Consider the following 18,945-nt stretch of genomic DNA (forward strand, 5'->3'; position numbering starts at 1 on the left):
GGGGCATGGAGCAGATTCGGGATAGGCACGTAGCCACAGCTATAGGTGCTGCGCTTCTGCCTTCCCCGCCCCGGCCTGTTTCGAGACGGTCCGGCCCAGCTCCTGCATCAGTGACTCCACGTCCGGTGGCGAACGGTACGGTCTCGGAGCAGCCCGGCTCGGTGGGTCATGGTTCCATCAGCCGTGATCTGATCGATCAGTTGCGCGCTTTGGAGGATATGAAGTCGGCCATCTCGAGTTTGCAGGCCAAAATCGCGGTCGCATTTGACCTGGCCCAGCGCGCAGAACAAGCGGCAGCCGGTGTTCCTGCTGCCCAGCGGGGTGGCGGTGTCGCCGCGCAGGTAGCGTTGGCCCGTCGTGAGTCGCCGAACCGGGGCGGCCGGTTGCTGGGTTTGGCAAAGGCCTTGGTCACGGAGATGCCTCGCACTATGGCCGCACTGGAATCGGGTCAGCTCAACGAATGGCGCGCCACACTGCTGGTGAAGGAAACAGCGTGCCTGTCGGTGGAGGATCGCTGTGCGGTGGATGAGGAACTCGCCGCCGATACCGGGACCTTCAATGGTTCTGGGGACAAGGCCATCATCACCGCGGCAAAAGCCGCCGCCTACCGCCGTGATCCCCGCTCGGTCACCCAACGTGCCGCCCACGCCGCCAGCGAGCGAACCGTCAGCCTTCGCCCGGCGCCCGATACCATGACCTATCTGACCGCCCTCTTGCCGGCAGCACAAGGAGTGGCCGCCTACGCCGCGCTGACCCGCACCGCCGATTCGCTCCGGTCTGCAGGCGATCAGCGATCCCGGGGACAACTCATGGCGGACACCCTCGTGGAACGCGTCACCGGCACCCCTGGCGGAATCTCCGGCGTCGACGTCCAACTCGTCATGACGGACCGCACCCTGTTCCGAGGCGACAGCGAACCAGCACGGCTCAAAGGCTACGGAACAGTCCCCGCAGGATGGGCACGGAAACTACTTCAACCAAGCGAACCTGGGGAGCTGACGCGGACTTCCGGCACAGGAGCAGATGCCGCTGCCGTCGACATCGACTTCCGTGTGTGGCTTCGCCGGCTCTACACAGCACCTGCGACGAGCGAGTTGCTCGCTTCGGACTCCAAAGCCCGGCTATTCCCCCAGCGGCTCCGGCGTTTCATCGAGACCCGGGATACCGCATGCAGAACCCCCTACTGTGATGCGCCCATCCGCCACATCGACCATATAGTTTCGTGGCAATTGGGCGGTCCTACGTCCATCCAAAACGGCGCGGGACTCTGCGAAGCCTGCAATCACACCAAAGAAAACCCTGGCTGGTCTGTCAGAAGCGAGTCTGGCCCCCGGCATACCCTGAACGTCAGCACCCCCACCGGACACACCTACCGGTCCACGGCCCCGCCCCTACCAGGCCGCGAACGTATGGATTGGCTGGCGTCGGCAGATGAAGGCGGCCCCTAACGGCCTTAGCTGGCTGGATCGTACTGGAACTCTCTGAGTTCCTGGAGACAGCGGCATGCGACGGCGATCTTCGCGGCCCACTCAACTGCTGCTTCACGCGCGGGCAACTCCAGGATGGTGCAGCCGCCATTGGGTACCGTGTATCCCGGGTACGTGCCCCGGCGTGACTGCATGCCCGGCTTCCGCCGCGACGTCGAGCTCGTCCGCCGTGAGCTGCATGGCCTCCCCGGGAACAAGATCAAGTACTTTGTTATTGTCCGTCTCCAGTACTAATAGCGAAGCCCCCTACGCGACCGTGCGTAAGGGGCTTGGAAGCTACCAGAGACGGGCCGATCTTAGAACTCGCAGGCTAGTTGACCGACGTGGCCAGTTCTGGACTCCGGCAATGCAGCGGCTTTTTAAGCCATCACCCACGCCGACTGACTTGCGTAGGAGTGCGCCTTTCGTGGGTGATGACAGTGGCGGCTAGGGCGATGGTGAGGCCAATCAGGGTCTCAAGCGCGCGCTGGGCCAGGAGCGTGCCGATCGAGGCTGGCAGCATGAGATCGCCCAGCAGAAGGGCCATCGGGGTGAAGAAGACCAGGCCGAGGCTGTAGTTGCGCCCGGTCGTCAGTTCGGTGCACGCCTGGAGCACGGCGATCACGATAATCGCGGCGTAGCTGCTGGGGTGGGCGGCCAGGACGAGGGCTGCGGCGCCAAGGCCGGCGGCGGTGCCGATCACCCGCTGGGCGGCGCGCGTGAGGCGGGCGTGCAGGTCGGGTGCCGACATGGGGACGGACGCCGTGACGAAGGTCCAGTAGGGGTGGCCGATGCCGCTGGTCGCGACGGCGAGGCCGGCGGCGGCGATACCGAGCAGATAGCGGGCGACGTGGCGGCCTACCGGGTCGGACCGGCGTAGGTCGCGCCACGAGAGCCGATACCCCACCGGGCCGCCGTCGCGGGCTGTGCGACCCGGGAGGGCGAGCATCAGCGCGAAGACGGCAGCGCCAGCCGCAGCGAGGGCGGCTGCGGGCACCGTGCTCAGCGCGATCGGGACCGTGGCCGAGGCTGTGAGGGCGAAGACCGGGTTGAGAGCTCCGGCCGGATGCCATCGGCCAAGCTCGGCTAGCACTACCGCGACGCCCGCCCAAACGGCCGCAATCGGGACGAGCAGCCAGAGCCGGAACGGGACGGTCGCCACTAGGGCGCCGACGACGACACCGACTACCAGCACCGCGCCCGCCTGCGCCTGCATGGCTAGGCGTACCCGCGCCGGCTCGTGTCGGCCGTACAGGGCGGCGAAGGCACCGATCGCGGCATACAGCAGCAGGTCGCCGCGACCGCTCGCCAAGCACGCCACCAGCGGGACGAAGATCGCCAGGCTTGCGCGCAGGGCGGTCCAATGGGCGCCGGCATGCGGGCCCACGTCGAAGACTGCCGCCCACCAGGACCGCGTGGGGGTGGCCTGCGTCATTTTAACCTTCCAAAGTGGTACAGGAATGAAGTACCTCAAGGTTACTACAGTTATGAACTACTATTGTGGTTGACCGAGGCGACGGCCACGGGGGCGCGGAGGAGCTGGATGAATCAGGATGCAGACGGCTTCGCCGCTCACGGCGACGTCGTGGACCGGATGCAGCTTGAGTGGGCCCGGCTGCGTCCGGACCTGAGCTTCAGCAGCCTCGGGGTGATCCACCGCGTGCTGCGCGCTTCCCGCCTTATCCTCGAAGCCAGCGACGCCTTCCTGGCCGACTACGGGCTCACCCGCGGCGAGCTGGACGTGCTTTCCGCGCTGCGCCGGTCGGGCGAACCTCTGAGCCCAACGTCCCTGGCCCAGACGCTGCTTGTCCCGCGCTCCGCGATCACCATGCGGCTGAACGCCCTCCAGGCTCGGGGACTGCTGAGCCGGACGGCCAACCCGGCTGACGGCCGCTCGTCCCTGCTCGTCCTCACCGACACTGGCGCGGCGCTCGTGGACGAGGTGATTCCCGCGCAGCTCGCCCTCGAAGATGCCCTACTCGCCGAGGCCCCGGTCTGGGCCATCGAAGGCTTGGTCGATCCCCTGCGGGCGCTGACCTCCGCATGGGAGCAAGGACGCGGCCTCCAAGACGGGTCCAGCAAGCATCGGTGAAACGGAGCGTTGGAGCCCTGCGGATGAGCCGCAGCAGCGCGCGCTTCGGGTGAGCATCAGCCGACGCTACCGGGTTCCGCGCGAACACAAGCCTTTGCCCGGTTAAACGATCCTCCCGGTGGATCAGCCGTAGGCGTGTCCGATCATGCCGCATTCCGCGCTGCCCGGGACCGGCGGCGCTCACGCCGCGGCAGCAGGTCCCAGTCGGGTGCGCGCCAGGAACAGATGGCGGAGGGTGGTCGCTATGCACGCGGTCTGGAGCCAGCCGGTAGCTGAGGTCGTGGTGTTCTAGAACGACTTCGCCAGCCGTCGGGACCGGCCGAGGTGACCGTGGGCGACCTCGACGCGCTAGGCGTGTCGGATGGGACGGAACAGCGGCTGCTTGTCGTCCCACCCGACGCGGCGCACCTCAAGCCCGTCTTCCCGGCCCAAGGCGCCGAGCGGCGCGAGAGACCCTAGAACTCCCAGTCCTCATCTTCCGTATTAACAGCCTTGCCAATCACATACGAGGAGCCTGAACCGGAGAAGAAGTCATGGTTCTCGTCAGCGTTCGGGGAGAGTGCCGACAGGATGGCCGGATTCACGTCGGTAACGGAGGCCGGGAACATGGCCTCGTAACCGAGGTTCATGAGGGCCTTGTTGGCGTTGTAGTGCAGGAACTTCTTGACGTCTTCGGCCAAACCGACGCCGTCATAGAGGTCGTGCGTGTACTGGACTTCGTTTTCGTACAGCTCGAACAGAAGCTCGAACGTGTAGTCCTTGATCTCCTGCCTGCGGGCCTCGGAAACTTTCTCCAGGCCCTTCTGGAACTTGTAGCCGATGTAGTAACCGTGCACGGCCTCATCACGGATGATGAGGCGGATGAGGTCGGCGGTGTTCGTGAGCTTGGCGCGGGAAGACCAGTACATGGGCAGGTAGAAGCCCGAGTAGAACAGGAAGCTCTCCAGCAGCGTGGACGCTACCTTGCGCTTCAGGGGATCGTCGCCCTGGTAGTAGTCCATGACGATCTGTGCCTTCTTCTGCAGGTTCTCGTTCTCGAGCGACCAGCGGAAAGCGTCGTCAATCTCCTTGGAGGAGCACAGGGTAGAGAAGATGGACGAGTAAGACTTCGCGTGGACCGACTCCATGAAGGCAATGTTGGTGTACACGGCCTCTTCATGCGGGGTCAAAGCATCCGGAATCAGCGAGACAGCGCCCACGGTGCCTTGGATGGTGTCCAGCAGGGTGAGGCCGGTGAAAACGCGCATGGTGAGCTGCTGCTCATCCGGCGTCAGGGTGTGCCACGACTGGACATCGTTGGACAACGGCACTTTCTCCGGAAGCCAGAAGTTGTTGACCAGGCGGTTCCAGACTTCCACGTCCTTGTCATCCTGGATCTTGTTCCAGTTGATGGCCTCGACATGGCTCAGCAGCTTGACCTTTTCGGTCATTTCATCCCCTTTTAGCGGTGGGTAGTTCTAAAGGTAAGCGTACGACGGCGGGTGGGAACCCGCCGTCGTACTCTTCAGTTTTGTGCGCGGTCGGCTACAGCATGCAGCTGACGCAGCCCTCAACCTCCGTACCCTCCAGCGCGAGCTGGCGGAGACGGATGTAGTAGAGGGTCTTGATGCCCTTGCGCCATGCGTAGATCTGCGCCTTGTTGATGTCACGCGTCGTGGCGGTGTCCTTGAAGAACAGCGTCAGCGACAGGCCCTGGTCCACGTGCTGTGTGGCAGCGGCGTAGGTGTCGATGATCTTCTCGTAGCCGATTTCGTAGGCATCCTGGTAGTACTCCAGGTTGTCGTTGGTCAGGTACGGCGCCGGGTAGTAGACGCGGCCGATCTTGCCTTCCTTGCGGATTTCAATCTTGGCGGCCACCGGGTGGATCGACGAGGTGGAGTTGTTGATGTAGCTGATGGAACCGGTAGGCGGTACGGCCTGGAGGTTCTGGTTGTAGATACCGTGCTCCATGACGGAAGCCTTCAGCTCGCGCCAGTCATCCTGCGTGGGGATGTGGTGGCCGGCAAAGAGCTCACGCACACGCTCCGTTGCCGGAGTCCATTCCTGCTCGGTGTACTTGTCGAAGAACTCACCAGATGCGTAGGTGGACTTCTCGAAGCCGCCGAACTTCTGGCCGGTCTCGATAGAGAGCCTGTTGGAAGCGCGGAGAGCGTGGAACAACACCGTGTAGAAGTAAATATTGGTGAAGTCCAGGCCTTCTTCAGAGCCGTAGTGGACGTGCTCACGGGCCAAGTAGCCGTGGAGGTTCATCTGTCCAAGGCCAATCGCGTGGCTCTGGGCGTTACCCTGGGCAATCGACGGAACCGAGTTGATGTAGGACATGTCCGAGACAGCACTCAAGGCACGGATGGACGTCTCAATGGAGAGGCCGAAGTCCGGTGAATCCATGGTCTTGGCGATGTTCATGGAACCGAGGTTGCAGGAGATGTCCTTGCCCACGGTCTCGTAGCTCAGGTCTTCTGCATAGATCGACGGCGAAGAAACCTGGAGAATCTCCGAGCAAAGGTTGCTCATGGTGATCTTGCCGTCGATCGGGTTGGCCCGGTTCACGGTGTCCTCGAACATGATGTACGGGTAACCGGACTCGAACTGGATCTCAGCCAGCGTCTGGAAGAACTCGCGGGCGCTGATCTTGGTCTTCTTGATCCGGGAATCGTCCACCATCTCGTAGTACTTCTCAGTGACCGAAATGTCGGAGAAAGGCACTCCGTAAACGCGCTCGACGTCGTACGGCGAGAAGAGGTACATGTCCTCGTTCTTCTTGGCGAGCTCGAACGTGATATCCGGAACCACAACGCCCAAGGAGAGCGTCTTGATCCGGATCTTCTCGTCGGCGTTTTCCCGCTTGGTGTCCAGGAAGCGGTAGATGTCCGGGTGGTGGGCGTGCAGGTAGACGGCACCTGCACCCTGGCGTGCACCGAGCTGATTGGCGTAGGAGAAGCTGTCCTCGAGGAGCTTCATCACGGGAATGACGCCGGAGGACTGGTTTTCGATCTGCTTGATCGGCGCACCGTGCTCGCGGATGTTGGTGAGCGAGAGCGCCACACCGCCACCACGCTTGGAGAGCTGCAGCGCGGAGTTGATGGCGCGTGCGATCGACTCCATGTTGTCTTCGATCCGGAGCAGGAAGCAGGAGACGAGCTCGCCGCGCTGCGCCTTCCCTGCATTCAGGAACGTCGGGGTGGCCGGCTGGAAACGGCCGTCGATGATCTCGTCGACGAGCCTGCTGGCGAGCTCTTCGTCACCACGGGCCAAGTGCAGTGCAACCATGCAGACACGGTCTTCGTAGCGCTCCAGAAAGCGCTTGCCGTCGAACGTCTTCAGCGTGTACGAGGTGTAGAACTTGAAAGCACCAAGGAAGGTCTCAAAGCGGAACTTCTTCTTGTAGGCGCGGTTATAGAGTTCGCGGATGAAGTTCATCGTGTACTGGTCGAGCGTTTCGCGCTCGTAGTATTGGTTCTTCACCAGGTAATCAAGCTTCTCTTCCAGGTCGTGGAAGAACACGGTGTTGTTGTTCACGTGCTGCAGGAAGTACTGGTGCGCAGCTTCGCGGTCGGCCTCGAACTGGATCTCACCGTTGGGGCCATACAGGTTCAGCATGGCGTTGAGCTCGTGATAGCCCAGTCCCTTGTAAGCCTCAGGCAATGGCTTCTTGACCGTGTCCACAGCGCCCCCGGTTACTTCTGTTTCTGCGACAGTTGTGTCCAAAACTTTTCCAGCCCTTCGTTGACCCGTTGGACGTCTTCTGGCGTCCCCATGAGTTCAAATTTGTAAAGATGCGGCACCTTGCACTTGACGGAGACAATGTCTCCCGCTGCACAGTAGTTGTCCGCGAAGTTTGTATTCCCCGCTCCGATAACACCGCGGATCAGTTCCCTGTTCCCGGGGTCGTTCAAAAACCTGATCACCTGCTTGGGCACGGAACCTTCGCCGTTGGTGCCACCGTATGTGGGCAGCACAAGGACGAAAGGCTCAAGTGCCTGAAGGGGTGCGTCCTGGGCATAGAGCGGGATCCGCGCAGCGTCCCGGCCCAGTTTCTGGACGAATCGTTTGGTGTTCTCGGAGGTGGAGGAAAAGTAAATGAGGTGACTCCGGGTGGTGACAGCGTGCGCCGCATCGCGAACAGTTGCCGCTGCCACCGGTGCCATGGGAGTCACCTCAACTACATAGGAATTCTTGGTGTGTATGGTGGCGAAGCCTGACAGGAAACTTAGGCCACGGAGGAGACGGCCTGGGCCAGTTCCTCGATCTTGTCCGGGCGGAATCCGGACCAGTGATCCTGTTCGGTCACGACGACGGGAGCCTGCATGTACCCCAGGGCCTTGAGGCGTTCGAGTGCCTCGGCGTCCTGGGAGATATCGACACTCTGGTAGGCAATGCCCTTCTTGTCGAGCGCCCGGTACGTTGCGTTGCACTGAACACAGGCCGGCTTGGTGTAAACCGTTACGGTCATGATCCCTGTCCCCTAAGTTGAAGTCTGATTCTCTTCGTATCTGGCGGGTTCAACCGGAGCTAACCAATGAATCCGATACCGGCCCTGTTTCCCGCCCAATCCGTAAACCGATACTACATGTAGTGCAAGCGTCGAAATGGAACCCCAAGATGATGTATTACAAGTATGTCATTCAATCCACTGCTCGTCCACAGGCAGGGGCCTTCAAAATGTCCGTGATTCCGCCGAAGTGAGAGATGAAATCCACACCCTGTGGACTACTTAGCCACATTAAATCTCCCGCGTGTCGCGGGGTGGCGGCGTGTCGTGACACTTTGAAAATGTGGTGCGTTCAACAGCTAAAATTTGGTGATGGTCAACCTCCTCCACCTCCGAACACTCATGGAGGTTTCCCGACTGGGGTCGTTCGCTGCCGCAGCCGCGCAGCTCGGCTACACCGCCTCAGCCGTATCCCAACAGATGGCTGCACTGGAACGGGATACCGGCGTCGAACTGTTCCAGCGCTCGGCTCGCAGCATCGTCCCCACGGAGGCCGCGGTGACCATGACGCGCCATGCATCCAAGGTACTTACCGACGTCGAGGCCCTCATGGCAGCAGCCTCGCGGACGAACGACTCCCCCGCCCAGGAACTGCGGCTAGGGATCTTCCCCAGCCTGGCCACCTACGTTCTGCCGGAAATCCTGCTCAGTGACCGCTGGAAGGACTTGGGCATAGAACTCAAGGTTTCCGTGGCAGAACCAGCCCAAACCATCCAAGGGCTCCGCAGCGGCGGGGAGCTGGATGTAGCCCTGGTCTACCAAGTGGGGCAGTCCGGTTTGGCGTGGCCGCACTCGCTGGAGCGGCAATGGATTGGCGACGACGACTTCCGCGTTGTCCTGCCGGCATCGTGGAAAATCCGTGAGGATGCCGAGATGGAGGCCTCCCACCTCTCGGACATGCCGTGGATCGTCCATCATCCCGGCACGAGCGATGCCTTGGTTATCGAGCGGCTGTTCGCCAGTTGCAACCTCCATCCCCGGGTCGTGGCCTACAGCGACGACTTCCACGCCAGCCTCGAAATGACGGCCGCCGGGCTCGGTGCTTCGCTGGTGCCGGAACTGGCCTTATGGAACCGGCCATCCGGAGTCGTGGTCCTCGACGTCCCCGACATCCGCCTGGCCCGAAATGTTTTCGCTTTGCTCATCAATGAAAAGCGAACCGCACAAGTCCAATTGTTCACGCAAATGCTGGCAGATTCGCTGCGCGGCTCCGCCGGCCGGAGCGGGCTGCATCCCCTCAAAACCGGGCGTGTCAAGGGTCCGCAGCGCAACCGCTGAAATATCCCCATTTGCTGGAACACGCTCGGTGTTGGGGTTAGATTGATCACATGGGCAAGCTAGCGAGCAAGCACTTTGGGGAAATTGAGCTCAGCAATGGGCGCGAACATTGCTTTGTTGCCAAACATGAGATTGGCGGTAGCCAGCTTGAACTGGACCTCAACGTCGCCGCGCATGACCATTTCGATGAGGCCGCGATGCGCAAGGTGGACTACAGGTTGCGTTTCCTTCCCGAGCTTGTGGACCAAGTCCGGGAAATGATCTCCGAGGAACTGGACCAGGACGGGACCAACCCCCAACAGTTCCTGCACTTCCACTGCTCGCAGCTCAAAGAGGAACAACTCGAATCCGTCTTTGGCGTCAGGGACAAGGAGCAGCTCACCAACAACGTGTTCCTCAAAGCCCTCAAGCTCGGTCATGTGGCCATCTATCCGGGCCAGCCGGAACGCTACTTCGTCCTCGACTTCACCCTCGGCTCGCGCTTCACCGACGAATTGCTGGTAGCCGCTGCGGATGAAGACGGCATGGTGGATGACGAAATCCTGTGGGAGTAGCGACCTCCAAAGAAGCCTTAAAGCAGCCGACGGCGGCCGGTCACCTCTGAGGTGACCGGCCGCCGTCGTTCCTTACGCCTAGCTACTACTTTGCAGTCTCCAGCAACGTGGCCCGAACCGTCCGCGTTGCCTTGACCAGGTTGCGCAGCGACTCTTCGGTTTCCACGTAACCGCGGGTCTTCAGGCCACAGTCCGGGTTGACCCAGAGCTGGCGTGAGGGAACATGCTTGACCGCGGTTGCCAGGAGCTCAGTGACCTCGGCCTCGCCGGGAACGCGCGGCGAGTGGATGTCGTAGACGCCCGGGCCCACGCCGCGGCCGAACCCGTGGGACTCGAGGTCGTGGACGACCTCCATGCGGGAACGGGCAGCTTCGATGGAGGTCACGTCAGCGTCGAGGCCGTCGATCGCATCGATGATCACACCAAACTCGGAGTAGCAGAGGTGGGTGTGGATCTGGGTGGCGTCAGCTGCTCCGGCCGTGGCCAGGCGGAAGGAATCCACTGACCATTTCAGGTAATCGGCGTGATCTGCCTTGCGCAATGGAAGGAGTTCGCGCAGTGCAGGCTCATCCACCTGGATGACCTTGATACCGGCAGCTTCGAGATCGGCGATCTCATCACGCAGTGCCAGCCCCACCTGGTTGGCGGTTTCGCCCAGCGGCTGGTCATCGCGGACGAACGACCAAGCAAGGATGGTGACCGGACCGGTGAGCATGCCCTTCATCGGCTTGCTGGTCAGTGACTGCGCGTACTCTGCCCAAGCCACGGTGATCGGCGCACTTCGGGTGACATCGCCCCAAAGGATTGACGGGCGGGTGCAGCGCGAACCGTAGGACTGAACCCAACCGTGGACTGTAACGTCAAAGCCCTCGAGGTTCTCGGCAAAGTACTGGACCATGTCGTTGCGTTCGGGCTCGCCGTGCACCAGGACGTCGTAGCCGAGCTCCTCTTGGAGGTCAACAACGCGCTTGATTTCATCCTTCATGAGCTGTTCGTACTGCTCATTGGTGAGATCGCCCTTGTTGTTGCGGGCACGGGCGGAGCGGATCTCGGAGGTCTGCGGGAAAGAACCGATGGTTGTGGTGGGCAGCGGCGGAAGGTGCAGGGCCTCTTCTTGGGCTGCTTCGCGGACCGAGTACTCGGAGCGGCTGAAGTCTGCTGCGGTCAAGGCAGCGGTGCGGGCCCGAACATCGTCACGGCGGACGCCTTCAGCAGTGGCACGGGAAGCGATGACTGCGGATGCTTCGTCAATGGCGGCCTTGGCCGAAGCGGGGTCTGCCAGGTAGGACGCCAAGGTCTTGACCTCAACGGCCTTCTGGTCCGAGAAAGCAAGCCAGCTGCGCAACTGCTCGGACAACTGTGTTTCCTCGGCAACGTCGTGAGGCACGTGCTGTGTCGAGGTGGAAGTGCTGACGGTGAGCTTGGCGGCGGCAGCCTTCAGTTCATCCAGCTTCCCAGCCGAGGCAGCAAGGTCGTTGCGCCAGATGTTGTGGCCATCCACGACGCCCGCAACCAAGGTCTTGCTGCCCAAGCCGGCAAGTGCTGCGTCGGACGGAAGGGAACCCTTGAAGACGTCGATGTGAAGGGCGTCGATGTTGGTGGCAGCGAGGGTGCCGAACTGCCCGTCGAGGGCACCATACGGGGTGGAGACGAGGATCTGCGGACGGTTGGCCGCCGAGGTGAGGACCTCGTAGGCGCGCGCCACTGCGGCTTCAACCTCTGCTGCGGGGGTTTCTTGGTCGACTACCAACGCAGGCTCGTCCAGCTGAACCCAGCTAGCGCCGGCTTCAGCCAACTTCTGCAGGAGCTGGACGTAGACGGGCAGGATGTCTTCGAGGCGGGACAGCGGAGCAAAGCCGGCCGGAGCGTCGTCGGAGGCCTTGGACAGCAGAAGGTAAGTCACCGGGCCCACGATGTACGGCCGTGTCTCGATGCCGTTGGCCAGCGCGAAGGCGAACTCGTCCACCTTGGCCGTGGAGGCGAGGCTGAACGTTGTTTCGGGGCCGATTTCCGGAACCAGGTAGTGGTAGTTCGTGTCGAACCACTTGGTCATTTCAAGGGGCTGCTGCTCCTTGTTGCCGCGGGCCAGGGTGAAGTAGCCATCGATATCCAGCTGCCCCTCCGCATTGAGGAGCTCACCGAAACGGGCAGGGACTGCGCCCAGGTGCGCGGTGGTGTCCAGGACTTGGTCGTAGTAGGAGAAGGTGCCAGGAACTGCGGCCGCCTCGGTGAGGCCCAGCTCCTGCAGACGCTTGGCGATGGTGAGCTGGATGTCCTTGGCTGCGGCGTCCAGCGCTGCAGCGTCAATCTTGCCGGCCCAGTATGCTTCGACGGCTTTCTTGAGCTCGCGACGACGGCCGATGCGCGGATATCCCAGAAGCGATGCTGACGGGAAAGGAGTAGCGGGAGTGATCTGGTCAGTCATGGATTTTTCCTTGATGAAGTAGGTGCTGAATCGATGAAGTAGGTGCTGAATCGGTGATGTCGTGGCAACCGGTAGCCCCGGCGTGTGGGGTCAGGCGTGTGGGGTCAGCTGATCCGTGATCAGCTATCGGGGTCAGTGTGCGAATTCCTGGCGTACAGCGCTCTTTATGCGGTGCAAAGCTTTGGAAGGCCGCGGCAAATTCAGTTTGTCCAGCACATCCAAGGCGTGTGCGTGCTCGTTGAAGGTGTAAAGGTGAATTCCGGGCGCACCGGCATCCAGGGCAGCATTAGCGAGGTCCACCGTGGCAGCAACGCCGATGCGCCGGCGTTCGCCTTCCGTCTCTGCTGCGCCCAAGCGCTCGATGAGTTCCCTGGAAGGCTCGACGCCGGCCAGTTCACCAAGCCGCTTGAGGCGCCTCAGGCTGGTCAGCGGCATGACGCCGGGAATGATGGGGATGGTCACTCCGGCCCGGCGGGCACGCGAGACCAGTCCGGCGTATTCGCTGGCGTGGAAGAACACCTGGGTGATGGCGAAGTCCGCCCCTGAGCGCTGCTTGGCAAGCAACACCTCGACGTCGTGCCCTTCACTGGGCGATTCCGGATGGCGGGTGGGGTACGCAGCAACTCCCACCGCGATCTTGCCTGCGCACAGCAGGGCTGACCGGCGAAGTTCCACACGGCGGATCAGCTCGATGAGGTCCTGCGCATACCGGAGGGAACCCGTGGCGGGCTGGCCGTCTTGGGGAAGGTCACCACGCAGCGCCAAGATGCCGCGTACTCCGTGGTCGAGCAGTTCACCGATGATTTCTGCCAGTTCAGTGGGCGTATTGCCAACGCAGGTCAGGTGCGCCAAGGGACGCAAGGTGGTCTCCGTGAGAAGTCGATTGATAAGGTCGACGGCGGTGTCACGGTTGGATCCGCTGGCACCGTATGTCACCGAGACATAATCCGGTTCGGTGGCTTCGAGTTCGCGGATGGTAGTCCACAACGTTTCGGCTGCGGCAGCAGAACGCGGCGGAAACAGTTCGTAGGAGAGTGCTACCGGGGCAGTTCCGGCAAGATTCGGATGTACGTCAATAAGGCTTGGTGGCGACATTTGCGTCCTTGGCTGTATGACATCACCTGCTGACCGCCGGACCGCATGGGTGTGGCGAAAATCTTGGATGATGAATTGAGTTTGGGATACACGAATGGGCTCCAGCAGGACGCAGCCGCGACTGTTACGCCTGGGATGAAGCTTTTTCCGTGTGCAAATGTCAGGCCCACATGGGGGCACCCACACCCTCCTCACCGCCCTTGCGGGGCAGATCCAACGGAGGATCGCTGACACGTTACCGCGGTAACTTGTCTATGACTCTAAGGGCGGGAGCCGGCGCGATCAATTCAAGCGCCGAATTAAGACGCAGTTTTACGAACGTTGCGGACAGATCCGTGAACTTTATTCGCCGAACTCCCCCTGATTCCCCTCCCCATGGGGACCGCCGAGGTCTATTCTTTTGCCATGCACAAACTACCAGCCTCCTACCAGAACTACTTGGATGCACAGACGCAGCACGTGGTAGATGCCATTCGCCCTGTCCTGCTGCAATCAGCCGCGGACCAAAGGCACGGCGTCCGCATCATCTTCAACACCGGTTCCACCGGGCACCAAGCGCACTTGGACGATTCGATTCCTTACGGCGAAATTATCGAGGATATCGACTGAATCGAGGATATCGACTGACTAACGGCGATATCGACGACTAATCCGCAGCCGAGCTACGTCCTCAGGCGGATCAGCCTTCCAGTAAGAGCCGTTGCGCCCGGGGAGCAAGCGCGTCTTCGAGCACGAGGCAGGCAGCCCCGACAGCGCCCACGTCCTCCCCCACGCCTGTTCCCACCACTTCCAAGCCGTGGATCATCCGAGCAGCGCTGTCCTTCTCCACCAGGGCCGGGACACGTTCCAGGAAGTAGGGGGCCATCCGCGCCCAGAAAGGTCCTCCGAACACGACACGTTCAACGTCAAGGGTGTTGGTCACCGCCGATACTGCGCGGGCAACGAGGGTGGCCGACCTGTCCAGAATCGCAATCGCTTGCTCGTCGCCGTCGTCGGCCTTATCGCACAACTCTGCGTAGCGTTCCTGGACCTCAGGGCCGTCGGCGTCCGCGCGGTGCCCGGCCAACACGCCGGCGGCCTCAGCCTCGGCCACCAGCACTTGGGGAATACAGGACGATTTCACGCAACCGCGGAGCCCGCAGTCACAAGGTGGCCCATCAGGATCCACCATGATGTGGCCGATCTCGCCCGCGTTGCCTGAGGTGCCGCGAACAACCTCATCGTTGAGAACAATGCCGCAACCGATGCCCGTACCCATATACATGAAGACAAAGCTGCCGGCACCGCTGGCACCACCGGCCCACGTCTCCGCCACGGCCGCACTGGTGACATCCTTGTCCACCACGGTCTCCAAGCCGGTTGCTTGCTGAAGAGCCTCACGAATACGGACCCGGTTCCACCGCGTCAGAAGTGGAGGCTCCACCACAGAGCCTTCCTTAAGATCGATAGGGCCCGGCACAGCCACTCCCAGCCCCGCGATCTTTGCCGCGTCCACGCCCGAGTCATCAATGAGCGCGGTGATCTGTTCAGCGATCGTGGTGATGACCGCGGCCGGATCTCCACCCGGGGTGGCCATGCGGCTATGCCGGACCACGGCCCCCACAAGGTCCAGGACAACGAAGGTAATGACAGCAGGGTCCAAGTGCACACCGACGGCGTACATTCCGCCCGGGTTGAGTTGAAGGATGGTCCGCGGCTTGCCCGGGCCAGAACCTTCCTTGCCCGCCTCAAGGATGAGGTGCTGATCCAGAAGGCGCCGCGAGATGTTGGATATGGTCTGCGGAGAAAGCCCCACCACTTGGGCCAGTTCGACACGGCTTAACCCGCCGGGCGAGCGGCGGATGGCTTCCAAAATGACGGTGAGGTTGAAGTCCCCCATCCGGGGAAGATTGGTTCCGCGCCTCGGGGTTGGCTGCCGGATCTCAGTCACTGATACCTCTCGTCATGCGGAGAAAGTGGTCGGAATTAAGTTCTGTCTGAATGGTACGGCACCCCCGCCGACGCGGGCACGGCCACACGCTGGCTCCGCGTTACCGTGAACTTTGGGTTCCGACCGATCTCGGTTGTGGGTCCAATCAGACGCTCAAGAGCAGCCCTGTACTGCAGGTGACTGTTGTACACCGTCCACAGTTCCCCTCCGGGGGCGAGGACCCGGGCAGCCGCCTCGAACATTTTCACCGCAGCACCGGCATGGACTCCGGCGCCGATGTGGAACGGCGGGTTCAACAAGATGAGGTCGGCACTACCGGCGGCCAACTTTGACATAGCGTCGTCATGGACCACCTCGATCCGCTCCTGTAACCCATTGGCAGCGATGGTCTCCTTGGCCGAGGCAACCGCAGCGGCAGATTGGTCGGTCGCAATGACTCGGGCCGCTGGGTTCCGCCGCGAGTACATGGCAGCAAGGATGCCGGTCCCGCATCCCAAATCAACCGCCCGTGAAACCGGCGGCATCCGGTCCAAGAAGGTGAGCAGGTAGCGGGTCCCGATGTCGAGTCGAACACCGGAGAAGACGGCGCCGTGGGCTTTTACCGTGAGCCCGAGTTCCGGCAGAAAGGCAACTAGCGGGAACGGCGGCGTGCCTGCTGGCTGCTGCGGGTCACGTGCCAAGAGGATCCGCGACTTGTGGCGCGCGAGTTGCGGTTGGACCGTACCGAAGAAGCGTTCCAATACCGCGTTCATGCCCACAGACATGTGTTTGACCCGACCGCCTGCCAGAAGGACCGCGTCCGGGGCAGCGTAGCGGGCAACGGCATCGACGATTTCCTCCAACTCCGCCAGTGACTTCGGCAGTTGCAGGAGGACCAACTGGGCGCCGTCGAGCAGTTCCCGTCCTAACTCGTGCGAGGTGAAACGTCCCTCCATGTCCATGGCCTTCGCGTTGCGCTGGAGGGCGAGGCGTCCGGTGTAGAGGTCTTGATGTACGCGGACATGCTCGACGCCGAGCCCGGACAGGGCTCCGAGGGTCAAGGCTCCGTAGCGGTCACCAATGACCGCCGTCCTTGTTCCTGGACTGACGTAGTGAGAAGCCGCATCAAGCAGAAGCCGATCGGTGGCATCGTAGGCCATCAAGTTCTCGGCCTCGACATCGGGGCGCCTGCTGAGCGCGTTGAACAACTGCTCAAGCCCGGCGTCTGGATCCAATGCCGTCACGATCTGTACTCGCTTTCTTTTCGACTCATCAGCTGCGTCACTACTCACATTCATGCTGGTCTCGACTTCGTCGCGACGAAGGAGGAACCTTGGGGTGCGTGGATAAAACACCTGCTGGCAAACGGACGACCCAACAGTCGGCGGCAGCAGCAGGCACAGGCCGCGGCGGACCCATGGAGCCAGGCGCCGGGACCGGAAGAGATTCGGCTCCCTCCCCCATTTGCGAGCAAGTCATGAGTGTCAATGTTGTCACGAACCTTCAAGTAAAGTCCCTCAACTCACCCGACGAATCCAGGCATCAGGAGAAGACCACCGTGGACGTCGTCAAAATCAACGATTACACACTCGGCCGTTTGACCTTCGAACCGGGCTGGACCTGGGCAAGCTGTCTCGGCCCTGTGGTTGGAACGGACACCTGCCAGTTGAGCCACGTCGGTTTCTGCGTGTCCGGAAACCTTGAAGTGGAAACGAACGACGGCGGAAAGATCAGTATTTCGTCCGGGGATTCCTACACAATTCCACCAGGCCACCTGGCCAAAGTGGTCGGGGACCAACCGTTCCAAGGAATCGAGTTCGTCAGCGCTGCCGAGTTCAGCCAGTCGCTGGCGTAAGTGTTCACGCCCGTCCAGGGCCGAACGTGAAAAGACCCCGCTCTACGAGCGGGGTCTTTCTTCCGAAGTGGAGCTGAGGGGACTCGAACCCCTGACCCCCTGCATGCCATGCAGGTGCGCTACCAGCTGCGCCACAGCCCCGGATGTGTTTAATTCGGTAGGTGAACATCCCTTCCCGCCGAAGCAACTCGTCAATACTAACCACAATGGCGCGATTAGCGAAATCGCGGGACGCGAGTCCCCAACGGCCGAGGTGCGCTGGATTTCTCCACCGCACCTCCCCCAAGCGGCCGCCTCGGACCGGCAGCAAACTTCAGCTGCAGGTCTGCCCAAATTCTATGAGCTGACAGCCATAAAACAAAACCGTTCAGTTGGTTTCCGGCGGAGCGGGCAGGTGGGTGGTGGTAGCGTTGTGGAGTCTCGACGGCGGCCCAGCGTGCGCCAGCCGTGCATTACCTGAGAGGTTCCCTGCCCCCATGCAGCAGCGTGCGAAAGATACCCGTCTTGCCGTCATAGAAGGTGCCGCGAATGTCTTCGCGGACGTGGGGTACGGCACCGCCAGCATGGCCGACATTACCCAGCGCGCCCAAGTGACCAAGGGCGCGCTGTATTTCCACTTCACGTCAAAGCGAGAATTGGCTTTGGCGGTCATAGAGGAACAGCACGCGATTGTCCTGGCAGCGGGAGCGGCAATTGTTGGCTCGGAAGCTCCTGCCTTGGACAAAATCATCCAACTCTGCAGGATGTTTGGCCTTCAACTGCTCGATGAGCCGATCGTCCGTGGCGGGATCCGCCTGACCTTTGAAGCGGCTTCCTTCCAAGCCGACATCTCGGGGCCCTACGAGGATTGGATAGCAACAGTTGCCGGGCTCCTCGCTCAGGCGCAGGCGGAGGGCGACATCAAGCCTGAGTTGGACGCTGCAGCGTTCTCCCGCTACCTGATCGCGTGCTTTACGGGCGTGCAGATGGTGTCGGATGTACTAACCGGGCGGGCCGACGTTCTCTTGAGGATCGAACAGATGTGGGAGTTCATGCTGCCGGCATTGGTGCCGGGACCTTAGGCACCGGCCTTGGGACTTCCACAGATTTAGCCGGATACGGCGAGAGGCCCCGGTCTTCACCGCGTAAGCGGATGAAAACCAAGGCCTCCTATGGTGGAGCTGAGGGGACTCGAACCCCTGACCCCCTGCATGCCATGCAGGTGCGCTACCAGCTGCGCCACAGCCCCATATTCTCGCCGCTCCGCGCCAGGTTTTCCAACCCTCGGCGCCGAAGCAACTCAAATATCTTAGAACAGCAGTTTCGAAAATTCCAAATCGGGAATATTCGGTCCAGGTCCCCTTAGTGCTCCGCGTCCTCCGCACTGACTGCCTTGGCTGAGGCGTCGTCCCCCAATTCAAGATCCACCACGGGGCAGTCCTTCCAGAGACGCTCAAGCGCGTAGAACACTCGGTCCTCAGCGTGCTGGACGTGAATCACGATGTCCGCATAATCCAAGAGAACCCAGCGGCCCTCGGAACGTCCCTCACGCCGCACTGGACGCAGGTTCTGCTTCAGCAGTTCTTCTTCGATGCCGTCGACGATGGCGTTGACCTGGCGTTCCGTTGGAGCGGACGCAATCAGGAAGATATCTGTGAGTGCAAGGCGCTCACTGACATCAAGGGCGACAACGTCTTCGGCCAGTTTGTCGGCCGCAGCACGCGCTGCATGGCGAGCGAGGGTTATCGATTGTTCATGTGCAGACACTGAAACTCCTTGTTGTGGCCGGTGGCCTTTGAA

General features: G+C 61.7%; 18 protein-coding genes and 2 tRNA genes. 7 read left to right on the forward strand and 13 right to left on the reverse strand.

Going from position 1 to position 18,945, the window contains the following annotated elements:
* Positions 1-5: 5 nt before the first annotated feature.
* Positions 6-1,448 carry an HNH endonuclease gene (locus tag QRN42_RS02820; RefSeq protein ID WP_284977994.1) on the forward strand — a complete coding sequence of 481 codons (1,443 nt, stop codon included), beginning with the start codon at positions 6-8 and terminating at the stop codon, positions 1,446-1,448.
* Between the two features lie 5 nt (positions 1,449-1,453).
* Here the strand turns inward: QRN42_RS02820 and QRN42_RS02825 are convergent, their stop codons facing one another.
* Both QRN42_RS02825 and QRN42_RS02830 read right to left on the reverse strand, forming a co-directional pair.
* On the reverse strand, positions 1,454-1,621 hold the full coding sequence (locus QRN42_RS02825; protein ID WP_410550626.1) for a YciI family protein: 168 nt from the start codon (positions 1,619-1,621) through the stop codon (positions 1,454-1,456).
* A gap of 233 nt (positions 1,622-1,854) precedes the next feature.
* Positions 1,855-2,901 (reverse strand): FUSC family protein, encoded by a 1,047-nt coding sequence (locus QRN42_RS02830; protein ID WP_284977995.1) that lies wholly within the window; start codon positions 2,899-2,901, stop codon positions 1,855-1,857.
* Positions 2,902-3,009: 108 nt separating this feature from the next.
* Here QRN42_RS02830 and QRN42_RS02835 point away from each other — a divergent pair, with 108 nt between their 5' ends.
* Positions 3,010-3,558, forward strand: a complete 549-nt coding sequence (locus QRN42_RS02835; RefSeq protein WP_284977996.1) for a MarR family winged helix-turn-helix transcriptional regulator — start codon at positions 3,010-3,012, stop codon at positions 3,556-3,558.
* A 455-nt stretch (positions 3,559-4,013) separates the two neighbouring features.
* Here the strand turns inward: QRN42_RS02835 and nrdF are convergent, their stop codons facing one another.
* The 4 genes from nrdF to nrdH form a co-directional block, all read right to left on the reverse strand.
* Complete coding sequence (nrdF, locus tag QRN42_RS02840; protein ID WP_284977997.1) at positions 4,014-4,988, reverse strand: class 1b ribonucleoside-diphosphate reductase subunit beta; 975 nt, start codon at positions 4,986-4,988, stop codon at positions 4,014-4,016.
* 94 nt (positions 4,989-5,082) lie between these two features.
* Positions 5,083-7,224, reverse strand: coding sequence for a class 1b ribonucleoside-diphosphate reductase subunit alpha (gene nrdE / locus QRN42_RS02845; protein WP_284978045.1), 2,142 nt, complete (start codon positions 7,222-7,224; stop codon positions 5,083-5,085).
* Between the two features lie 11 nt (positions 7,225-7,235).
* Complete coding sequence (nrdI, locus tag QRN42_RS02850; protein WP_284977998.1) at positions 7,236-7,706, reverse strand: class Ib ribonucleoside-diphosphate reductase assembly flavoprotein NrdI; 471 nt, start codon at positions 7,704-7,706, stop codon at positions 7,236-7,238.
* 62 nt (positions 7,707-7,768) lie between these two features.
* Positions 7,769-8,011, reverse strand: coding sequence for a glutaredoxin-like protein NrdH (gene nrdH, locus QRN42_RS02855; RefSeq protein WP_011775022.1), 243 nt, complete (start codon positions 8,009-8,011; stop codon positions 7,769-7,771).
* Positions 8,012-8,362: 351 nt separating this feature from the next.
* Here nrdH and QRN42_RS02860 point away from each other — a divergent pair, with 351 nt between their 5' ends.
* On the forward strand, positions 8,363-9,328 hold the full coding sequence (locus QRN42_RS02860) for a LysR family transcriptional regulator (RefSeq protein WP_284977999.1): 966 nt from the start codon (positions 8,363-8,365) through the stop codon (positions 9,326-9,328).
* 50 nt (positions 9,329-9,378) lie between these two features.
* Positions 9,379-9,882, forward strand: coding sequence for a DUF2004 domain-containing protein (locus QRN42_RS02865; protein ID WP_284978000.1), 504 nt, complete (start codon positions 9,379-9,381; stop codon positions 9,880-9,882).
* Positions 9,883-9,967: 85 nt separating this feature from the next.
* On the opposite strand, the gene metE is transcribed toward QRN42_RS02865, so the two are convergent.
* Together metE and QRN42_RS02875 are read right to left on the reverse strand one after the other, a co-directional pair.
* Complete coding sequence (gene metE, locus QRN42_RS02870) at positions 9,968-12,307, reverse strand: 5-methyltetrahydropteroyltriglutamate--homocysteine S-methyltransferase (RefSeq protein ID WP_284978001.1); 2,340 nt, start codon at positions 12,305-12,307, stop codon at positions 9,968-9,970.
* A gap of 132 nt (positions 12,308-12,439) precedes the next feature.
* On the reverse strand, positions 12,440-13,402 hold the full coding sequence (locus QRN42_RS02875) for a methylenetetrahydrofolate reductase (protein WP_284978002.1): 963 nt from the start codon (positions 13,400-13,402) through the stop codon (positions 12,440-12,442).
* Between the two features lie 405 nt (positions 13,403-13,807).
* Between QRN42_RS02875 and QRN42_RS02880 the strand changes: the two genes are divergently transcribed.
* Positions 13,808-14,011: a hypothetical protein gene (locus tag QRN42_RS02880; protein ID WP_284978003.1), complete on the forward strand. Its 204-nt coding sequence runs from the start codon at positions 13,808-13,810 to the stop codon at positions 14,009-14,011.
* Between the two features lie 70 nt (positions 14,012-14,081).
* Here QRN42_RS02880 and QRN42_RS02885 read toward each other — a convergent pair whose 3' ends face one another.
* Together QRN42_RS02885 and QRN42_RS02890 are read right to left on the reverse strand one after the other, a co-directional pair.
* Positions 14,082-15,332 (reverse strand): ROK family transcriptional regulator, encoded by a 1,251-nt coding sequence (locus QRN42_RS02885; RefSeq protein ID WP_284978004.1) that lies wholly within the window; start codon positions 15,330-15,332, stop codon positions 14,082-14,084.
* A 35-nt stretch (positions 15,333-15,367) separates the two neighbouring features.
* Positions 15,368-16,471, reverse strand: coding sequence for a class I SAM-dependent methyltransferase (locus QRN42_RS02890; RefSeq protein ID WP_284978046.1), 1,104 nt, complete (start codon positions 16,469-16,471; stop codon positions 15,368-15,370).
* Between the two features lie 317 nt (positions 16,472-16,788).
* Between QRN42_RS02890 and QRN42_RS02895 the strand changes: the two genes are divergently transcribed.
* Positions 16,789-17,166 carry a cupin domain-containing protein gene (locus QRN42_RS02895; RefSeq protein WP_284978005.1) on the forward strand — a complete coding sequence of 126 codons (378 nt, stop codon included), beginning with the start codon at positions 16,789-16,791 and terminating at the stop codon, positions 17,164-17,166.
* A gap of 68 nt (positions 17,167-17,234) precedes the next feature.
* Here QRN42_RS02895 and QRN42_RS02900 read toward each other — a convergent pair.
* Positions 17,235-17,307, reverse strand: a tRNA-Ala gene (locus tag QRN42_RS02900).
* A gap of 335 nt (positions 17,308-17,642) precedes the next feature.
* Here QRN42_RS02900 and QRN42_RS02905 point away from each other — a divergent pair.
* The gene (locus tag QRN42_RS02905) at positions 17,643-18,227 is read left to right on the forward strand and encodes a ScbR family autoregulator-binding transcription factor (RefSeq protein WP_284978006.1); all 585 of its coding nucleotides are present in this window, start codon (positions 17,643-17,645) and stop codon (positions 18,225-18,227) included.
* Positions 18,228-18,318: 91 nt separating this feature from the next.
* Here QRN42_RS02905 and QRN42_RS02910 read toward each other — a convergent pair.
* Together QRN42_RS02910 and rsfS are read right to left on the reverse strand one after the other, a co-directional pair.
* Positions 18,319-18,394, reverse strand: a tRNA-Ala gene (locus tag QRN42_RS02910).
* Positions 18,395-18,507: 113 nt separating this feature from the next.
* Entirely contained in the window at positions 18,508-18,912 is a 405-nt protein-coding gene (gene rsfS, locus QRN42_RS02915) for a ribosome silencing factor (protein ID WP_284978007.1), read from the reverse strand.
* Positions 18,913-18,945 lie beyond the last annotated feature (33 nt).

Origin of the sequence: Arthrobacter sp. fls2-241-R2A-200, assembly GCF_030209745.1 — a bacterium.
Taxonomy (GTDB): domain Bacteria; phylum Actinomycetota; class Actinomycetes; order Actinomycetales; family Micrococcaceae; genus Arthrobacter.